This is a genomic window from Vibrio sp. 11-4(1) (assembly GCF_013048625.1).
Taxonomy (GTDB): domain Bacteria; phylum Pseudomonadota; class Gammaproteobacteria; order Enterobacterales; family Vibrionaceae; genus Vibrio; species Vibrio diabolicus.
The window spans coordinates 593,168-608,250 of the sequence record NZ_VHSY01000001.1 but is presented as its reverse complement, the minus strand read 5'-3'; the positions used below and the strand labels follow the sequence as shown (position 1 = coordinate 608,250).

The 15,083-nt window shown below is 44.8% G+C and carries 14 protein-coding genes; 3 read left to right on the top strand and 11 right to left on the bottom strand.

Annotation, left to right across the window (positions count from 1 at the left end; translation table 11 throughout):
- Positions 1-356: 356 nt before the first annotated feature.
- Genes FKN16_RS02495 through FKN16_RS02470 form a run of 6 tightly spaced genes read right to left on the bottom strand, consistent with a single transcriptional unit; the run spans position 357 to position 5,617 of the window.
- Positions 357-1,016, bottom strand: coding sequence for an HAD family hydrolase (locus FKN16_RS02495; protein WP_047008044.1), 660 nt, complete (start codon positions 1,014-1,016; stop codon positions 357-359).
- A 2-nt stretch (positions 1,017-1,018) separates the two neighbouring features.
- Entirely contained in the window at positions 1,019-2,038 is a 1,020-nt protein-coding gene (locus tag FKN16_RS02490) for an ABC transporter ATP-binding protein (protein ID WP_046873805.1), read from the bottom strand.
- On the bottom strand, positions 2,035-2,823 hold the full coding sequence (locus tag FKN16_RS02485) for an ABC transporter permease (RefSeq protein WP_170901923.1): 789 nt from the start codon (positions 2,821-2,823) through the stop codon (positions 2,035-2,037). The genes FKN16_RS02490 and FKN16_RS02485 overlap by 4 nt, the downstream gene beginning before the upstream one ends.
- Positions 2,824-2,825: 2 nt before the next feature.
- The gene (locus FKN16_RS02480) at positions 2,826-3,716 is read right to left on the bottom strand and encodes an ABC transporter permease subunit (protein ID WP_170901922.1); all 891 of its coding nucleotides are present in this window, start codon (positions 3,714-3,716) and stop codon (positions 2,826-2,828) included.
- Entirely contained in the window at positions 3,713-4,537 is an 825-nt protein-coding gene (locus tag FKN16_RS02475) for an alkaline phosphatase family protein (protein WP_046873802.1), read from the bottom strand. The genes FKN16_RS02480 and FKN16_RS02475 overlap by 4 nt, the downstream gene beginning before the upstream one ends.
- A 12-nt stretch (positions 4,538-4,549) precedes the next feature.
- A complete protein-coding gene (locus FKN16_RS02470) occupies positions 4,550-5,617 on the bottom strand; it encodes an ABC transporter substrate-binding protein (protein WP_104970226.1) in 1,068 nt (355 codons plus the stop codon).
- 210 nt (positions 5,618-5,827) lie between these two features.
- Here FKN16_RS02470 and FKN16_RS02465 point away from each other — a divergent pair, with 210 nt between their 5' ends.
- Positions 5,828-6,556, top strand: a complete 729-nt coding sequence (locus tag FKN16_RS02465) for a UTRA domain-containing protein (RefSeq protein ID WP_170901921.1) — start codon at positions 5,828-5,830, stop codon at positions 6,554-6,556.
- Between the two features lie 62 nt (positions 6,557-6,618).
- On the opposite strand, the gene FKN16_RS02460 is transcribed toward FKN16_RS02465, so the two are convergent.
- Positions 6,619-8,205 carry a BCCT family transporter gene (locus FKN16_RS02460; protein ID WP_005392697.1) on the bottom strand — a complete coding sequence of 529 codons (1,587 nt, stop codon included), beginning with the start codon at positions 8,203-8,205 and terminating at the stop codon, positions 6,619-6,621.
- A gap of 304 nt (positions 8,206-8,509) precedes the next feature.
- Between FKN16_RS02460 and FKN16_RS02455 the strand changes: the two genes are divergently transcribed.
- On the top strand, positions 8,510-10,918 hold the full coding sequence (locus tag FKN16_RS02455) for a glycoside hydrolase family 2 protein (RefSeq protein ID WP_170901920.1): 2,409 nt from the start codon (positions 8,510-8,512) through the stop codon (positions 10,916-10,918).
- 101 nt (positions 10,919-11,019) lie between these two features.
- Here FKN16_RS02455 and FKN16_RS02450 read toward each other — a convergent pair whose 3' ends face one another.
- Positions 11,020-11,274 carry a hypothetical protein gene (locus FKN16_RS02450; protein WP_046875806.1) on the bottom strand — a complete coding sequence of 85 codons (255 nt, stop codon included), beginning with the start codon at positions 11,272-11,274 and terminating at the stop codon, positions 11,020-11,022.
- A gap of 167 nt (positions 11,275-11,441) precedes the next feature.
- Between FKN16_RS02450 and FKN16_RS02445 the strand changes: the two genes are divergently transcribed.
- Positions 11,442-11,801, top strand: a complete 360-nt coding sequence (locus tag FKN16_RS02445) for a DUF6559 family protein (RefSeq protein WP_170901919.1) — start codon at positions 11,442-11,444, stop codon at positions 11,799-11,801.
- Positions 11,802-11,879: 78 nt separating this feature from the next.
- Here FKN16_RS02445 and tyrS read toward each other — a convergent pair whose 3' ends face one another.
- The 3 genes from tyrS to FKN16_RS02430 all read right to left on the bottom strand — a co-directional run bounded on the left by tyrS (position 11,880) and on the right by FKN16_RS02430 (position 15,001).
- Positions 11,880-13,139 (bottom strand): tyrosine--tRNA ligase, encoded by a 1,260-nt coding sequence (tyrS, locus tag FKN16_RS02440; protein WP_170901918.1) that lies wholly within the window; start codon positions 13,137-13,139, stop codon positions 11,880-11,882.
- An 82-nt stretch (positions 13,140-13,221) separates the two neighbouring features.
- Positions 13,222-14,028, bottom strand: coding sequence for a helix-turn-helix transcriptional regulator (locus FKN16_RS02435; protein ID WP_054866994.1), 807 nt, complete (start codon positions 14,026-14,028; stop codon positions 13,222-13,224).
- 193 nt (positions 14,029-14,221) lie between these two features.
- A complete protein-coding gene (locus FKN16_RS02430) occupies positions 14,222-15,001 on the bottom strand; it encodes a hypothetical protein (protein ID WP_170901917.1) in 780 nt (259 codons plus the stop codon).
- Positions 15,002-15,083 lie beyond the last annotated feature (82 nt).

The window sequence follows — 15,083 nt, the reverse complement described above, 5'->3', positions numbered from 1 at the left end:
GCTAAAGTTAACATTGTTGCAATGATTGTTAAAATGTTAATTCTTCAATCAATGTTTTCATTATCGTTAGTCTGGATTGTGAATATGTTGTTCTATTGTTCCTGGAATGCTTGACTGTCGAATTTGAATACATCATGAGATATAGAGGGCCCTTTCTTTATTCATTTTGGTTATATAAATCTTGTCATATCACACTGCTAAATCTTCATTATTTTTAATAATTCGACATGGCTTACGCCATTTTGTTACTGGTGTGTTTGTTTTTCGATGGTCTCAAATTTGAGTTCACGTATAACCAGGCAATTAAAGGAAAAGAGCAGCAGTTAGCTGCCCTTTATTGCTATAAAGACCGAAGGCTAATTCCAACGTAATAGCGTCCAATTTGATCGATTCGCGTGTTCTTTTAGGCGTGAGCATGGATTTACCAGGTAGGTGTAATCTGCGTATTCACATAAAGGCAAATCGTTGATTGAATCGGTATAGAAATGGATTTCAGAATAAGGCTCAGGCTGATTTTCTAGCCACTGTTTTAAGCGCGTGACTTTACCTTCACGATAACTAGGGACACCGTCGATTTCAGCGGTATAACGGTTGTCTTTCTCGATTAAATCGATGCCGAGTGCGGTTGGAATATTAAGACGGCGACCAACGGCTTCCACCAAAAAAGTGACGCTGGCAGAGATGATAACCATATCTATACCATCACGAGACAGTTGCTCAATCAGGGTTTTGGCTTGAGGAAACTGTTTAGGCAAAATATGGCTTTCAACACATTCTTCAACCAAGGCGTTTACTTCTTCAATCGGCATGTTTTCTAGTGGCTTCATGGAGAACGCTAGATAGTCTTCCATGTCCATTTTGCCTTCAGAGTACAAGGCCATTAGACGCTGATCTTCCTTAATAAATAAAGGATCAGTCGCGATGCCTCTCTCAACCATAAACTCGTTCCAAATCATTGCGCAGTCAGCGTTTATTAGGGTTTCATCCATATCAAAAACATACAAAGGTTTGGACATGTTTAGGCTCTCACTGGTTGAATTTCGTTTAGGTTAAAGAGTAGCTCTAGTTGGCTGCCATTCGCTAGTAAGCGTTCTGAAGAGCGGTTAAGCAAGTCAACAGTGAGCTCACACTCTTCAACGTTCACTTGATAGCGAATAACATTACCTAGAAGCTGGTGGTTGGTGATCGTACCTACTTGTGGCGCTGAGATGTGGCTATCATATTGACGACCTTGCTCTTTTACATATATAGACTCTGGGCGAATCGCTACTTTCCATTCGGTATCAATGTTGAAGAGTTGCTTGGCTTTATTGGCCTCTACAAGGTTGTAGTGCCCCATGAAACCGGCCACAAACTCGTTAGCAGGATGAGTATAAATTTCTTCAGGTGTTCCTGCTTGAACAATTTCCCCTTTACTCATTAGGAAGATACGATCAGACATAATCATCGCCTCTTCTTGGTCATGAGTTACGAAGATAGTGGTGAGATTCATCTCTTTCTGAATGTCTCGGATTTGCTGACGAAGGTGTTTGCGGATTTTGGCATCAAGCGCAGAAAGTGGCTCATCAAGCAATAATATGCGAGGTTTCACCACCAACGCTCGAGCGAGTGCGACACGCTGGCGCTGACCACCAGAAAGTTGATGCGGATAGTGTTTTTCTTTACCTGCCAGATCCACCAGTTTGATGACTTTAGCCACTTCACGTCGAATATCATCATTCGCAAGCTTTTTCATTTTTAAGCCAAATGCAATGTTGCCTTCGACGGTCATATTGGGAAACAGCGCATACGATTGAAAGACCATCCCAATACCACGCTCTTGCGGGACTTGATGCGTGATATCTTCTCCGTTTACCCAAATCTCGCCTCCATCGACAGGGTTAAGCCCAGCAAGGCTGCGAAGTAGTGTCGATTTACCACAACCGCTAGGGCCCAAAAGCGTAATGAATTCACCTTGCTCGATGTTAAAGTGAATGTCCTCAAATACGGTGTTATCACCAAAACGTTTAGTCAGATTTTTCGCTATTACGTAGCTCATTGTTTGACTCCTCGGCTGAAACGACTTGCCAACCAAGTCAGTAAAAAAATAAATAGGAAGTAGGTCATCACTAAGGCAGACGTAAAGTGGCCGCTCGTCTGACGCATGTTATACAAGTAGATTTGCAGGGTTTCATAACGTGTGCCGACTAAAATATTGGCGAACACAAACTCTCCAAATAGAAATGAAAATGAAAGGAAAAGCGATGCCATCAGTCCTTTTTTGAGGTTAGGTAAAATGACCATCAAAAACGCTTTAGTTGTGCTTGCCCCTAGCAAATGTGCAGCGTCCATTAAATCATTAAGGTTAATTGCTTCGAAGCTATTAGAAATCGCACGATACATGAACGGTAACGCGATGGTGAAGTAAGTACCTACTAGAATCCAAGGAGTACCGATAAGGGAGATTTCACTGTCAGCATAAAGTTGAAGCAAGCCGACGGATGACACCACTGGTGGTACAGCGAATGGAAGCAAAATCAATACGTTCATGAGCTTATCGAGCTTCGGAAAGTAGTAAAACACCACGAATATCGCTGGCAGAACCAGAATCACACTGAGGGTTAGCGAAGCAATACAAATAAACAGCGAACGCCCAAATGCTTGCAAAAAGCGTGGGTCGGTCAGCAATTTAACGTACCAATCAAAAGTGAAGCCATCCGGAAGCACCGTGGCGCCCCAGCGTGATGAAAGCGAATAGACAAAGGTCGCTAAAATCGGGATGAGCATGATCCCAACAATGGAATAAACCACCGTTTTATGGAATCGAGTATTAACGTTGTGCATGACTACTTCCTACCTGCATAGCTTTTCGAAATGAGCCATTGGTTAATCACTGTGATAAAGGCAAGTAACGCCATTAGAATCACCGAAATTGCAGCGGCGAGATTAGGTTCAAGGAACAGGTCTCCCGATACCAGACTCGCAATTCGAATTGTGATGACGTTATAGTTACCGGAGGTCAACGCATAAACACTCGCATATGCGCCAATCGCGTTGGCTATTAAGATAATAAAGGTACCGAACAAGGCTGGTGAGAGCACTGGCAGAGCGATTTTTGCCCAATATTGCGATGTTTTGGCACCTAGTAGCGCTGCGGCTGCTTGCCAATCATCACTCAGCGCGTCGAACGCAGGGTAGAGCAACAACACTGCCAGCGGGATTTGGAAGTAGATGTAAACGGCCAACAGGCCCCATTTACCATAAAGGTCGAAATCACCGAGTAAGCCATACTGCTTGAGCAAAAGGGTAATTGCCCCGTTGGTGCCTAAAATAATAATAAAAGCGAATGACAGAGGTACGCCTGCAAAGTTGCTGCTCATGTTCGTAAACGCAATTACACCGTCGCGGACTTTAGAATTGACTCTGCGTAGAGAAGAGACCAACAAAGTCGCAATGGCTAAGCCAAAAATGCTCGACCACACAGCTAACCACAAGCTGTTGCCAAACGCCTGCATCATAAAGGCGGAGTCGAGCACTTCAATGTAGTTATCTAAGGCAAACTCGCCATCGTAGATAAAGCTGTTTAACAGTACCCAAATCATCGGTGCGAGTTGAAATAGGTAGAAAAACAGCGCGAAAGGCACTAACCAAATGGCTGGCTTAAAGCGCTTTAACCAAGTACTTGCCAAATTTGAGCGTGATTCGCTAGAGCTTGGGGAGAGGACAGAACTGCTCATAGTGCTAACAATTCCTGAGTGTATGGCTTCGTGTGGTCAAGGTTTAGCAATTGACAAACGGTGCCACAAATATCAGTTTGCTTAATATGACAATCCTGATGGGTAAACTTATCGCCAATGACAAACAGAGGAACTTCTCGCTCTTCAGGTAAAATCCCACCGTGAGAAAGATCGTTGTTCATGCCATGATCGCTGGTCACAATGATTTGATACCCATCAGCAAGCCATTGTTCGATGTAGTTGGAAAGAATAATGTCTGCACCTCGCGCACAATTGCGGTATTGGCGAGAGTCTAGGCCAAACTTATGTCCTGTATCGTCGATATTCATCGGGTGGATCAGTAAGAAATCAGGTTGATAGTTTCGACGTAAATACTCTGCGTCCAGGAACAAGGCTTCATCAGGATAATGATCCCAATGGTAAAAGCAGCCGTGCTGGATATTCAGAGTTTCATCATGCGTGAAACGATCGCGAACAGGTTCAAATGGCGCGCGATTATAAAGCTCACTTACCCAGTGGTAGGCAGCCGCAGCGGTCACTTTGCCTTGGGCTTTTGCCAAACTGAAAATGGAATCGTGTTTGGATAGACGAACGATATTGTTGTTTACGATGCCGCTTTCTACAGGGCGAACGCCCGTTAAAATGCACTCATAAAGTGGGCGAGACATAGAGGGCAGCTCACATTGCACAGGATAAAGCGTTGCGCGAGTTTCTTGTTGGGAACGACTTTGTTCTAGAAGACCATTGAGGTAGCCCATGCAATCACGGGCTACCTGATAGTTCAGTCCATCTAGAACGACAAGGATGACCTTATTGCTCATAACGACTTACTCTTATTGCTGGTGGATTAAGACACTTTCTTGCCATTGACGAGGCAGCTTACGTGCGGACTTTTCCCAAGCTGAGAAGTCAGTCACTGGGTGAACATTGCTGTATTGGTCGTTAGCTATTAGCTTGTCTTGTACCGCTTGAGGCAGTGTGATGTTGGTGCGGATTGGACGCGCATAACCTTCTGCTAAGTTGATTTGCCCTTGATCGCTGAAGATGTACTCACGAGCAAGCTTTGCTGCATTAGGGTTCTTCGCATATTTATTGATTATGGTTGTATAACCAGAAATCACAGAGCCATCTTGAGGAATGCTCACTGTAAAGCGGTCGCGGTCAATTTTGTCGCGGTAGTTCAACGCATTGAAGTCCCACATGATCGCCACTTCCACTTCGCCTTTTTCTAGGTTGGCGATGTTCGGATCGGTAAATGAAAGACGACCTTGCTTCGCGAGTTCAGAAAAGAACTTGAGCGCAGGCTTGAGGTTGGATTCGTCCCCACCGTTGGCGAACGCTGCGGCGAGAACTGCGTTGTTTGCCTGTGCTGCTACGCCGACGTCACCTACGGTCACTTTGTAGTCGCCTTTTAATAGGTCATCCCACGTTTTTGGCGCGTCTTTTACGAGGTTATTGTTGGAGATAAAAGAAATAGTGCCAGTGTAAGCAAGTGCCCAATGACCATCTTTGTCTTTTGCCCAATCTGGAATGTCATTCCAAGTTGTTGGTTTGTATGGCTGAGTGACGCCTTTTTTAACCGCTACACGTGCGAAGGCAAAACCTACGTCACCAATGTCTGCGGTCGCGTTTTTCTTCTCAGCTTCGAATTTTGCGATTTCTTGAGCCGAGCTCATATCTGTGTCTTGGTGCTTAAGGTTGTAGTTTGACTTTAAATCAGCCCAAGTGTCTTTCCAGTTCGCCCAACTGTCAGGCATACCTACACTGTAAACCGCCCCTTCTTTTTGTGCTGCGGTAACCAATGACTCAATATCGGCTTCTTTCGCTACTGTTGGTGCTGCAAGCGTTACCGCGATGATTGCCGCTGGTGCAGTAATTGAACGACTTAGCAAAGTTTTCATTGTCTCCATCCTTCTGGACTAGGTCAGTAAGTTCGCTTTTTATGCTATGGATGGAATGTGACGATTTAGCGCAAGTAATTTGACAGTTTTTATGAATTTCTATGGCACTTATATTTCATACGCTCAATATGTGTTCTGTTGATTAATGTCATATTTTTGTTACGTAAACGCCTTATGTTATTCGTCAAATTATCGTTGGACTAGATCAGAATGAGAGCGACAGGCACCGGAGAATTTGGTACCCAATTAGGAAAAATTAGAAGCAGCTTAAAACAGCAGATTCTTTCCGGCATCATGTCGGAAGGACAAAAACTGCCGTCAGAGAGAGAGCTCAGTGAGCTGTTCTCTACGACTCGAATCACTATCAAAGATGCGTTGGTGTCTTTGGAAACTGAAGGTCTTATTTATCGAGAAGAGCGCCGGGGTTGGTATGTATCTCCTGAGCGTATCTGTTACAACCCGCTGTCTCGTTCTCACTTCCATCAAATGATTCGAGAGCAGCATCGTATTGCAGAAACTAAGTTACTCAACGTGCGAAGTGAAATGGCCGCAGGTGAGTATGCCAAATCGTTAGAGGTGGAGCGAATTACCCCAATTTATGTGATTGAACGGTTACGTTTTATTGATGGGCGAGCGGTATTGTTTGTTGAAAATATACTCAAAGCAGCACTGTTTGAAGGTATATTGTCCGAGAACCTCACCATGTCACTGACAGGTATTTATCGTGAGAAGTATGGCTACGAGACAAAGCGCTCTCGTTTTGATGTGATTCCAACGTCAGCGCCTGCTCATGTCGCTAAGGCGTTGAACCTAGCTGAAGGACAACCCGTCCTGAAAATTCGTCGAGTAAACTACAAACAAGATGGCAAATTAATGGACTGCGAATTCGAGTATTGGCGTCCAGATGCAGTGATGATTCGCATTGATAGCGTAGGATAAAGCGCAGAATTAAAAAGAGCCCAATGAAGGGCTCTTTTTCGCATATTGGTTAGAGAGGCGGTTTAAACGAGGCCTTGCTCTTTTGCCATTTTACTTGCTATGCCAGGCGCTTTCCAAATGCTTGGCAGCAAAATGAAAGACACAGGTACGGCGGTAATTACAATGAAAGACTGCAATGCAGAAATACCACCAGAGCCCATTGAGATAAGCGCAATAGCGACAATACCCATCATCAAGCCCCAGAATGAGCGAATCACTGCGTTTGGTTCCGTAGAGCCCGTCATTACCACACTGATTGTGTAAGTCATCGAGTCACCTGTCGTCACGATAAATGTTGTCGTTAAGATCAGGAACAGAACCGAAATGATCATTGGGTAAGGTAATTCACCGGTAATCGCTAGCAGTGCTGCAGGCAAGTTAAAGCCTTCAAACGCAGATGAAATCAAGCCAGGGTTATCAAGTTCAAACGCAAGGCCACTGCCGCCAACGATACTAAACCAGAAGCAAGTAATCAGCGGTGCCGCGATGCTAATAGACATGATCAATTGGCGAATTGTACGACCACGAGAGATACGAGCAATAAAGATCGCCATCATTGGGCCATAACCGATAAACCAACCCCAGAAGAATACTGTCCACCAGCTTAGCCAGCCCGTATCACCACGGTAAAGCGCCATTGGGAAGAAGTTATCTACCATGCGACCAACGCCTTGTACGTAGCCATCAACAATAAAACTTGTCGGTCCAAAGAACAGGATGTAACCAATTAACAGCACAGACAAAATAATGTTGTAACGACTGACGATTTGAATACCTTTGCTCAAACCGCTTAGTGCGGAAAGGGTATACATCAGGATCGCTGCCATGATAACCATGCTTTGCGTTACGAACGTATCTGGCAGGCCAAACAATGAGTTTAGCGCGTAGCTAATTTGTAAACCTAAGAAGCCGATAGGGCCGATTGTTCCTGCTGCTACGGCAATAATGCTACATGCGTCAGCAACATCACCAATCCAGCCTTTAATGGCTTTATCGCCAAACACAGGGTAAAGCAGAGTACGCGGCTTAAGAGGCAGGCCTTTATCGTAATGCAAGTGCATTAAGACAATGGAAGATAAACCACCAAGGATCGCCCAAGCTAAGAAGCCCCAGTGCATAAAAGACTGAGATAGAGCATTGATTGCGGCAGTTTTCGGTGAAGCTTCACCGTATAAAGGCGGAGCAGTCACAAAGTGCGCGATAGGCTCAGCTGCGGCCCAGAACACACCACCACCTGCAAGTAGAGTACAGAGTACGATTGACAACCACTTAAAGTTATCAATATCAGGTTTCGCTAGACCACCTAGGCGCACATAACCAGTGCGACCAAACGCAAGAGCCAAACCAATTAGGAAATTCAGAAGAAGCAGTACTTGCCAGTAAGCTCCGAAATATTTAGTAGCAAAGCCGAAGCCGGTGTTAACCATTGCGGTTAGAGAGTCGGTATTCGTTAGAGCAAGTAAAACGAATAGAGTGAGGAAGCTACCACTTAACCAAAAGACAGGATTGGTGAGTTCGAGGCGCTTGAGCAGAGATGGGGGATGAATAGCAGAATAGTCAGCATCCTGAATAGGCGCTGTGTGGGAGGCGGCATTCGTCATATTTGACATAATTACTTCGCTTTTTAGGGCTATGAAGCCGTGCATTTCCCCTCACATCGTTTCGACGAAAAGTGTGAGGATGTTCAAAAAGCAGATGATGTTAACATGTCGAAGTTGCAAATATAACCTTAGATTTCGATTAATTTTTAACAGGTTAGCCAAGTTGCTGATTTTTGGGTAGAGATCAAAGGAAAGTGTTTTTACGTGAAGTGCACCGCATTTCGTATGTAAATAACATTTCCCTTGTTTTTGCATGGATTACTCAGGATTACATTGAGCAAACATGTTTCTTCTCCAAACTGAGGTTTACTCAATGGCTCACTTCGAACTTAATGGACCGTGGTTACTTACCTCGCCACAGCGTCCCGATATTGAAATTCCAATGTCTATTCCGGGCGATAATATTTCGGCGCTTTTACAAGCAGAGCGCATTCCGGATCCTTATTTTGCCGATAATGAAAACAAAGTTCGTTGGATTGAAGAGTGTGAGTGGCATATCTCGCGTGAGTTTGAAGTTGATGCGTTTACGTTGTCTGCCAAGCAAGTTTGGATGACGCTAACTCGTGTCGATACCTTGGCAACTTTCTATATTAATGGTGAGTTAGCACTAACTTGCAGCAACATGTTTAATCAACAACGAGTTGATATCAAACCTTATTTAAAACAGGGCATAAATACTGTTCTTGTTCAATTCGCCAGAGTCGATATAGAAGGTGTGGAACGTGCTAAAAAATTGCCTTTCCCAATCCCTTCTGCAATGGGAAATAATCAAATTCCGCACATGAATTTGATCCGAAAAACGCAATGTCATTCCGGATGGGACTGGGGTATTTGCTTGATGGTATCGGGTATTTACGACCCCATTCAAATCGACATTGTGAATGAGCTTTGGCTCAAAGGCTTCTCGACAGAGCAGCAATGGCAAGCCGATGAGAGTGTGTTTCTTGATGTAGTAGTTGAAGTGGAAACGGACAGTCAACGCCATGAACTGATTGTTGAATTTAATGGTGAGCGTCAATGTATTCAAACAAAAGGAAGTGGCCACTATCACTGCCAGTTCCACATTTCGGAGCCTCAACGCTGGTGGCCATCAGGTTATGGCGAAGCTTATCTTTACCCCATTACCATTTCTTGCAGAGAGCAAAAGTTAACGCGCAACGTTGGTTTGCGTCAGTTAACCCTAAATAACCAAGCTGATGAACATGGCTCTGCGATGGAATTTATCATCAATGGCGTACCAATTAATGCCAAAGGCGCCAACTGGATCCCTATTGACGCAATGCCGGGGCGAGAGTGCGAAACACGTTATCGCAACCTTTTGCAAAGTGCGGTTGACGCCAACATGAATATGATACGTGTGTGGGGCGGTGGTCAGTATGAGAGTGAAACCTTTTATAACCTTTGTGATGAACTTGGCTTGTTGGTGTGGCAAGACATGATGTTCGCATGTTCACTGTACCCATCTGATAATGACTTCTTAAAAGAGGTCGAAGATGAGCTTCGATACCAAATCCCTAGGCTTAAAGAGCACCCATCAATAGCACTTTGGTGTGGTGACAATGAAGTGATTGGTGCCATTGGTTGGTATGAAGAATCCAAGCACAACAAAGTCAAATACACGGTTAACTACGATCGCCTCAACCGCATGATTGAGCAGGTGACTACTGAGCACGATAGCGCTCGTCGTTTCTGGCCAAGTTCCCCGTGTAATGGTGAACTGGATTTCGGTGACGCGTGGCATGATGATAGTAAAGGCGATATGCACTTTTGGGACGTTTGGCACTCAGGAAAATCATTCAATGCCTACCTTGACGTGAATCCTCGTTTTTGCTCTGAGTTTGGTTTTCAATCTTGGCCGTCTTTTGCAGAAGTTAAGCAGTTTGTCCCGGAGCAAGATTGGAATATCACGTCCCTAACCTTTGAACAACATCAGAAGAATCCTCGTGGTAACAGTATCATCACAGAGATGTTCACGCGTTATTTTCGTTTTCCTTCTGGATTCGAGAGCATGCTGTATTTAAGCCAAGTTCAGCAGGCAATCGCGATCAAAACTGCATGCGATCATTGGCGTGCCATTTCTCCAGTTTGTCGCGGCATGCTGTACTGGCAACTCAACGACAATTGGCCTGTCAGTTCTTGGTCTAGCTTGGAATACAGTGGTCGTTGGAAGCAGTTACACTACCATACAAAACGCTTTTTTGCGCCGCAGTATTTGGTATTTTCCGAGCATACAGGCAAGTTGAGCCTGCATTTGCTCAATGATGCCAAAGAGCCCGCAAGCGTCAACGCACTGCTCAAGTGGGTAGATTGGCAAGGGGAAGAAAAGCAATGTTGGAGCTTAGAACAAACAGCCATAGCAGACAGCAATACGATTTTGTGGCAATTGGATGAATCGGTTGAGAAGGATGAACTTACGTCAGGCTTCCTCTATGTTGAAGCGCAAATCGGTGAAGACAGAATAAGCAACACATGGTTTAGTACTCACGAGCTAAAAACCTTGCCGATAGCGAAAGCCAATATTGATGTCTCGATTGAGGGTAGCCAAATTACATTGGTTGCAGATAAGCCTGCGTTTTTTGTTCATTTGGAGAGTGATGTTGATGGAAGGTTCAGTGACTCCAGTTTTACTCTATTGGCCAACGTTCCAATGACGGTTGAGTATTTAGGTGATGATGTTTTAGGCATGCAACAATCGTTGAGGGTATACCACCTTAATGATTAAAACGGGCATAGAACATCTATATGCTGATATCTGGGAAGGGGGCCTTTGCTCCCTTTTCAGCTATTAAGTATCCGTTATTAAGCTCAGGTTGAGACAGAAGTTTATTTAAGTTTCTGATGAATACGGTAGCCAACAACAAAACCTATGTAGAATAGCGCTGCGAGAGTAAGCATTGCCGTCGCGTACGCCAGTAGGCTGTTTAACCCTAAACCAAAAGCCAGAGTGAAGGCGATACCATGAATGGCTTCCGCAGGGATTCGGTACCAAGCAGCGTGGACGGAAGATCCGAAGAGGATAAAGGTACTAAGTAAGACAATCGTGCCGCCTATAAAGCCGACCCATCTGCTGTTGTTCATGTTGCAGTCTCAGGGGTTACCGAGGTAACGTAACAAAATATTTCAGAGTCGTATTATACAACCGATCATCGCGAAAAGCGCTAGAGAAATTTCGCGGATAAAACAGAGTGTTTTAATTCGAACAAAAGAATACGACCATAGCCAACTTAATACAGGAATAACAAAACATGTTGAGATTTATACAACGTCGCCGCATTAAGAAAGTGATTAAGCTAATGAGTACCAGATTGGTGTTGGGATACGGCAGTCGTGAGTACTTTTCCGTCGGTCAGGTAAAGACGAGCACCTGCGAGTTAAGCTCGTGCCAACAAAAAATTGCGTTGGCGTTGTTCGCGAATCCGCAAGATCTTGATTTGGAAAATCAACCAGAGTTGCAAGCCATCCGCTCTGATGTGGCGAATGACTTCTTTGCTGATGCCGATTATACCGCTCAGGATGTGCTTAATTTATTCGGTGCTGGTGGCTGGAAAGGCGGCCGAATGGAAGATGGAATGTCTCATCATTTTGGTATGCACAGCCGATACTAGAGCGAGCTAACCTTATAAAGTCTTGTCAGTTAACTCGCTATATCACTTTGCCTTGTGAGGTGTCACTCCGATGCTTTGTTAAGCGGCACGCTTTACGAGGCAGAAGTGCTTTTTACCGCGTTGCAGTAACCAGTATTGGTCAAACAGTGGGAAGCTTAAACTCGGGTTATCAGCCGACACTTTTTCACCGTTTACACTGATGGCGTTGTTGCTGATGTGTTCGCGCGCAACACGTTTCGAGCTTGCTAAGCCCGACTCAATCAATAGCTCAACCAAATCTTGTTGTGTGCTCTCAATGCTTGGTAAACCATCTAACTCCAACTGTTTTAATTCACCCAAACTCAGTTGTTGCACATTACCGCTGAACAGTGCTTGAGTGATGCGCTCGGCACTAGATAGGCCGTCTTCGCCATGAACAAACCGCGTCATTTCTTCAGCGAGAATACGTTGTGCTTGTGGCTTGCCTTGGCTTGCTTGGTCTTGCGCTTCAATGCTGGCAATTTCTTCGCAGCTCAAGAACGTGTAGTAACGCAAGAAGTGGTAAACGTCGGCGTCTTCTGCGCCAAGCCAGAACTGGTAGAAGGCGTAAGGTGAGGTTTTACTAGGATCTAGCCATACTGCGCCGCCTTCGGTTTTGCCAAATTTGGTACCATCGGATTTGGTGATCAGCGGCAGAGTTAAGCCAAATACTTGCTCACCATTTTGACGACGAGTTAAATCGATCCCGCTGACGATGTTTCCCCATTGGTCATTGCCACCGATTTGCAGACGGCAACCGTATTGACGGTTTAGCTCGGCAAAATCGTACGATTGCAGCAGAGCGTAGCTAAATTCGGTGAAGGAGATGCCTTGGTCAGGTCGTTGCAGGCGTTGTTTTACCGATTCTCGGTTGATCATAGTATTGATCGAGAAGTGCTTACCCACATCACGGAAGAAGTCGATCACATTGATCGCTTTCATCCAGTCAGCGTTGTTCACCATGATCATCGGCTTGGTCAGCTGGTGATTCATCAACTGCTGAATTTGATTAGAAAGATCGTTAACCCAATCTGAGACGATTTCTGAAGAATTCAGACTGCGCTCGGTCGCTTTAAAGCTTGGGTCGCCAATCATGCCCGTTGCACCGCCAATCAAGGCAACAGCTTGGTGTCCGGCATCTTGAAAGCGCTTAAGCATAATCAAAGGCACGAGGTGGCCGATGTGCAAGCTGCCTGCTGTAGGATCGAAGCCGCAGTAAACGGTTTGTGGCTGTGAGAGAAGTGTCTGAATTTCTTCCAAATCGCTGGCTTGTGCGATCAAGCCACGATCTTGTAAATCTTGCAGTAATGGTGTCGTCATTCTTTTTGTCTGTCTTAGTGGTTGTTGTATTCAGACTAAAACGCGACACCTTTTGTCGATATATCCCTTAAGGGACAGTTTTTTATCTTGAATGGAGAATAAGGTGATTGAGGAAAAGCTGGAATAACTCACTCAATGAAGACACATTTAACTGCGAGTAAATGCGTTTTCGATGATTTTTGACCGTGCCTTGCACTAAGTGTAACCGCGCGGCAATTTCTTTGGTGTCAAACCCTTGAGCGAGAAGTGAAGCCACCTCTTGCTCGCGACGAGTGAGTGATTCTACGCCAAATGTTGCTAAAGCTTGCTCAATGGCCAATCGCATACTGCCAGAATAAGCACTTTGGGCAAAAACAGGCTCAGAAAAGGTAAACTCCGTTTGTTTCCAGTGCTGCTGACAAAGCGATTGGATTATCGGGAAGTAGGGCTTTAATTTATTGATTTGCTGTTGAGAAAAGTATTTTCCACCATTCATATACCCGAAGTACAGCATGACCCAACGGCCAGGTTCGACTTCGACTAGCATGCTCAGTTCGTCTTTCCACCCGGTCTGATGGTAGAACTGTTCGCAGTAGGAAGTAAAATCAACGCCTTTGCGTGCTACGTCTTTGAGTGTAAATACGCCTTGTTGCTTTGTCTCGTTTAGTTTGAGAAAAAAAGGGTCATTTTGAAATGAGTCCGTAAGGTAGCGTTGAAAAAGTAATTCTCGCTCGTTCTCAATCGAGTCGTAGAGATAAATAGGATGTTTACCTTCTCGATAACCTAAAATAACCGCGCAATCAAAATGAAAAAGAGTGCGAATGACACGCATAAGCTTAGGAGTAAAGTTAGGCGTATTAAGAGCAGAAATTGCTTCTGCCAGCAGATTATTAAAGTTATTGTCAGGCATGGGATACCGAATCGCAGATGGTTTTGCGCAAGCATAACCAAAAGCCATCCAACGAGAAAGGGAAGTCACCATCTTCTGGTGACTTCCCATGAGAAAGTTGCACAAGTACTCAGTTTTGAGGAGTCATAGCTGCGTTAACTTATTGATAAGGGTGCATAACAAACGTTCTGTTTAAGCAATTAGTTGCTATGCGTTACTGCGAGTTGGTGAGCTCTTCGTTAACCCAATATTTAGAACCAGACACGTTGGCATCGATAAGCAAGCCTTTTGCATTCAACTGATAAACGGCGACGCCACTGTTAAATTGCTTTGAAAGTTGCTCAGAATCTTCGCCAGCTACAGCAGAGGCTTCACTGGTCGCCTCCCATCCTTCGTTGACGAACGTATCAAAGTCTTCTTTGCTCTCAAACAGAATCACTTGTTGGTAAAACTTGCCGCCAGCCCCAAGTGCGACGCCCAAACCAAACATATTCATATAAGTGCGTTTTTCTGTTTCCTTATTGACTGCGACACCTGACCCTGAGTTGGTGTGAAACAATAAAGACAATTTACGAGAATCAAAGACCGCGTAGCCGTAAGCGTTGTCGTAAATGGCTTTGGCCTCCGGCTTTTCATTAAACAACTTGAGCAAAGCACTATCCGCCATTAAGTCCACGGCTTGGCGAGCTTCTTCTGGCGTGTCGCCTTCCATTAGTTCATCAATTTTCTTGTCGGCTGCATCTATCCATTCTTTGCTTTTCTCGATACTGGCTTCTGTCCACTCGCCCGCGGTATTGATTGCTTCCTCGGACCAGTTCGTGAAATCTTGCCACGCTTGTTTTGAAAGGGCTTTGGTATCGTCCCAAGCATCTTGCGCAGTATCAGAAACCGCTTCGCCTAGCTCAGACATTTTGTTGGAAATATCATCCCAATCTGCGTAAGCGGGAGATGCGATGAGCATCAATGTGGTAATGAGTGCGATAGACTTTTTCATCAAATTCTCTCTGGAGTTGTCGATACATCATTCATTCTAGGTCATCAGACTTTGATAATGAAATTGACTAAATGGCGATCTT

Coding starts and splice junctions, on each gene's coding strand:
- FKN16_RS02445 (WP_170901919.1), top strand. CDS start 11,442: ATGTTGAGATTTATACAACGTCGCCGCATTAAGAAAGTGATTAAGCTA.
- FKN16_RS02495 (WP_047008044.1), bottom strand. CDS start 1,016: ATGTCCAAACCTTTGTATGTTTTTGATATGGATGAAACCCTAATAAAC.
- FKN16_RS02490 (WP_046873805.1), bottom strand. CDS start 2,038: ATGAGCTACGTAATAGCGAAAAATCTGACTAAACGTTTTGGTGATAAC.
- FKN16_RS02485 (WP_170901923.1), bottom strand. CDS start 2,823: ATGCACAACGTTAATACTCGATTCCATAAAACGGTGGTTTATTCCATT.
- FKN16_RS02430 (WP_170901917.1), bottom strand. CDS start 15,001: ATGAAAAAGTCTATCGCACTCATTACCACATTGATGCTCATCGCATCT.
- FKN16_RS02470 (WP_104970226.1), bottom strand. CDS start 5,617: ATGAAAACTTTGCTAAGTCGTTCAATTACTGCACCAGCGGCAATCATC.
- FKN16_RS02475 (WP_046873802.1), bottom strand. CDS start 4,537: ATGAGCAATAAGGTCATCCTTGTCGTTCTAGATGGACTGAACTATCAG.
- FKN16_RS02460 (WP_005392697.1), bottom strand. CDS start 8,205: ATGTCAAATATGACGAATGCCGCCTCCCACACAGCGCCTATTCAGGAT.
- FKN16_RS02480 (WP_170901922.1), bottom strand. CDS start 3,716: ATGAGCAGTTCTGTCCTCTCCCCAAGCTCTAGCGAATCACGCTCAAAT.
- FKN16_RS02465 (WP_170901921.1), top strand. CDS start 5,828: ATGAGAGCGACAGGCACCGGAGAATTTGGTACCCAATTAGGAAAAATT.
- FKN16_RS02450 (WP_046875806.1), bottom strand. CDS start 11,274: ATGAACAACAGCAGATGGGTCGGCTTTATAGGCGGCACGATTGTCTTA.
- FKN16_RS02435 (WP_054866994.1), bottom strand. CDS start 14,028: ATGCCTGACAATAACTTTAATAATCTGCTGGCAGAAGCAATTTCTGCT.
- tyrS (WP_170901918.1), bottom strand. CDS start 13,139: ATGACGACACCATTACTGCAAGATTTACAAGATCGTGGCTTGATCGCA.
- FKN16_RS02455 (WP_170901920.1), top strand. CDS start 8,510: ATGGCTCACTTCGAACTTAATGGACCGTGGTTACTTACCTCGCCACAG.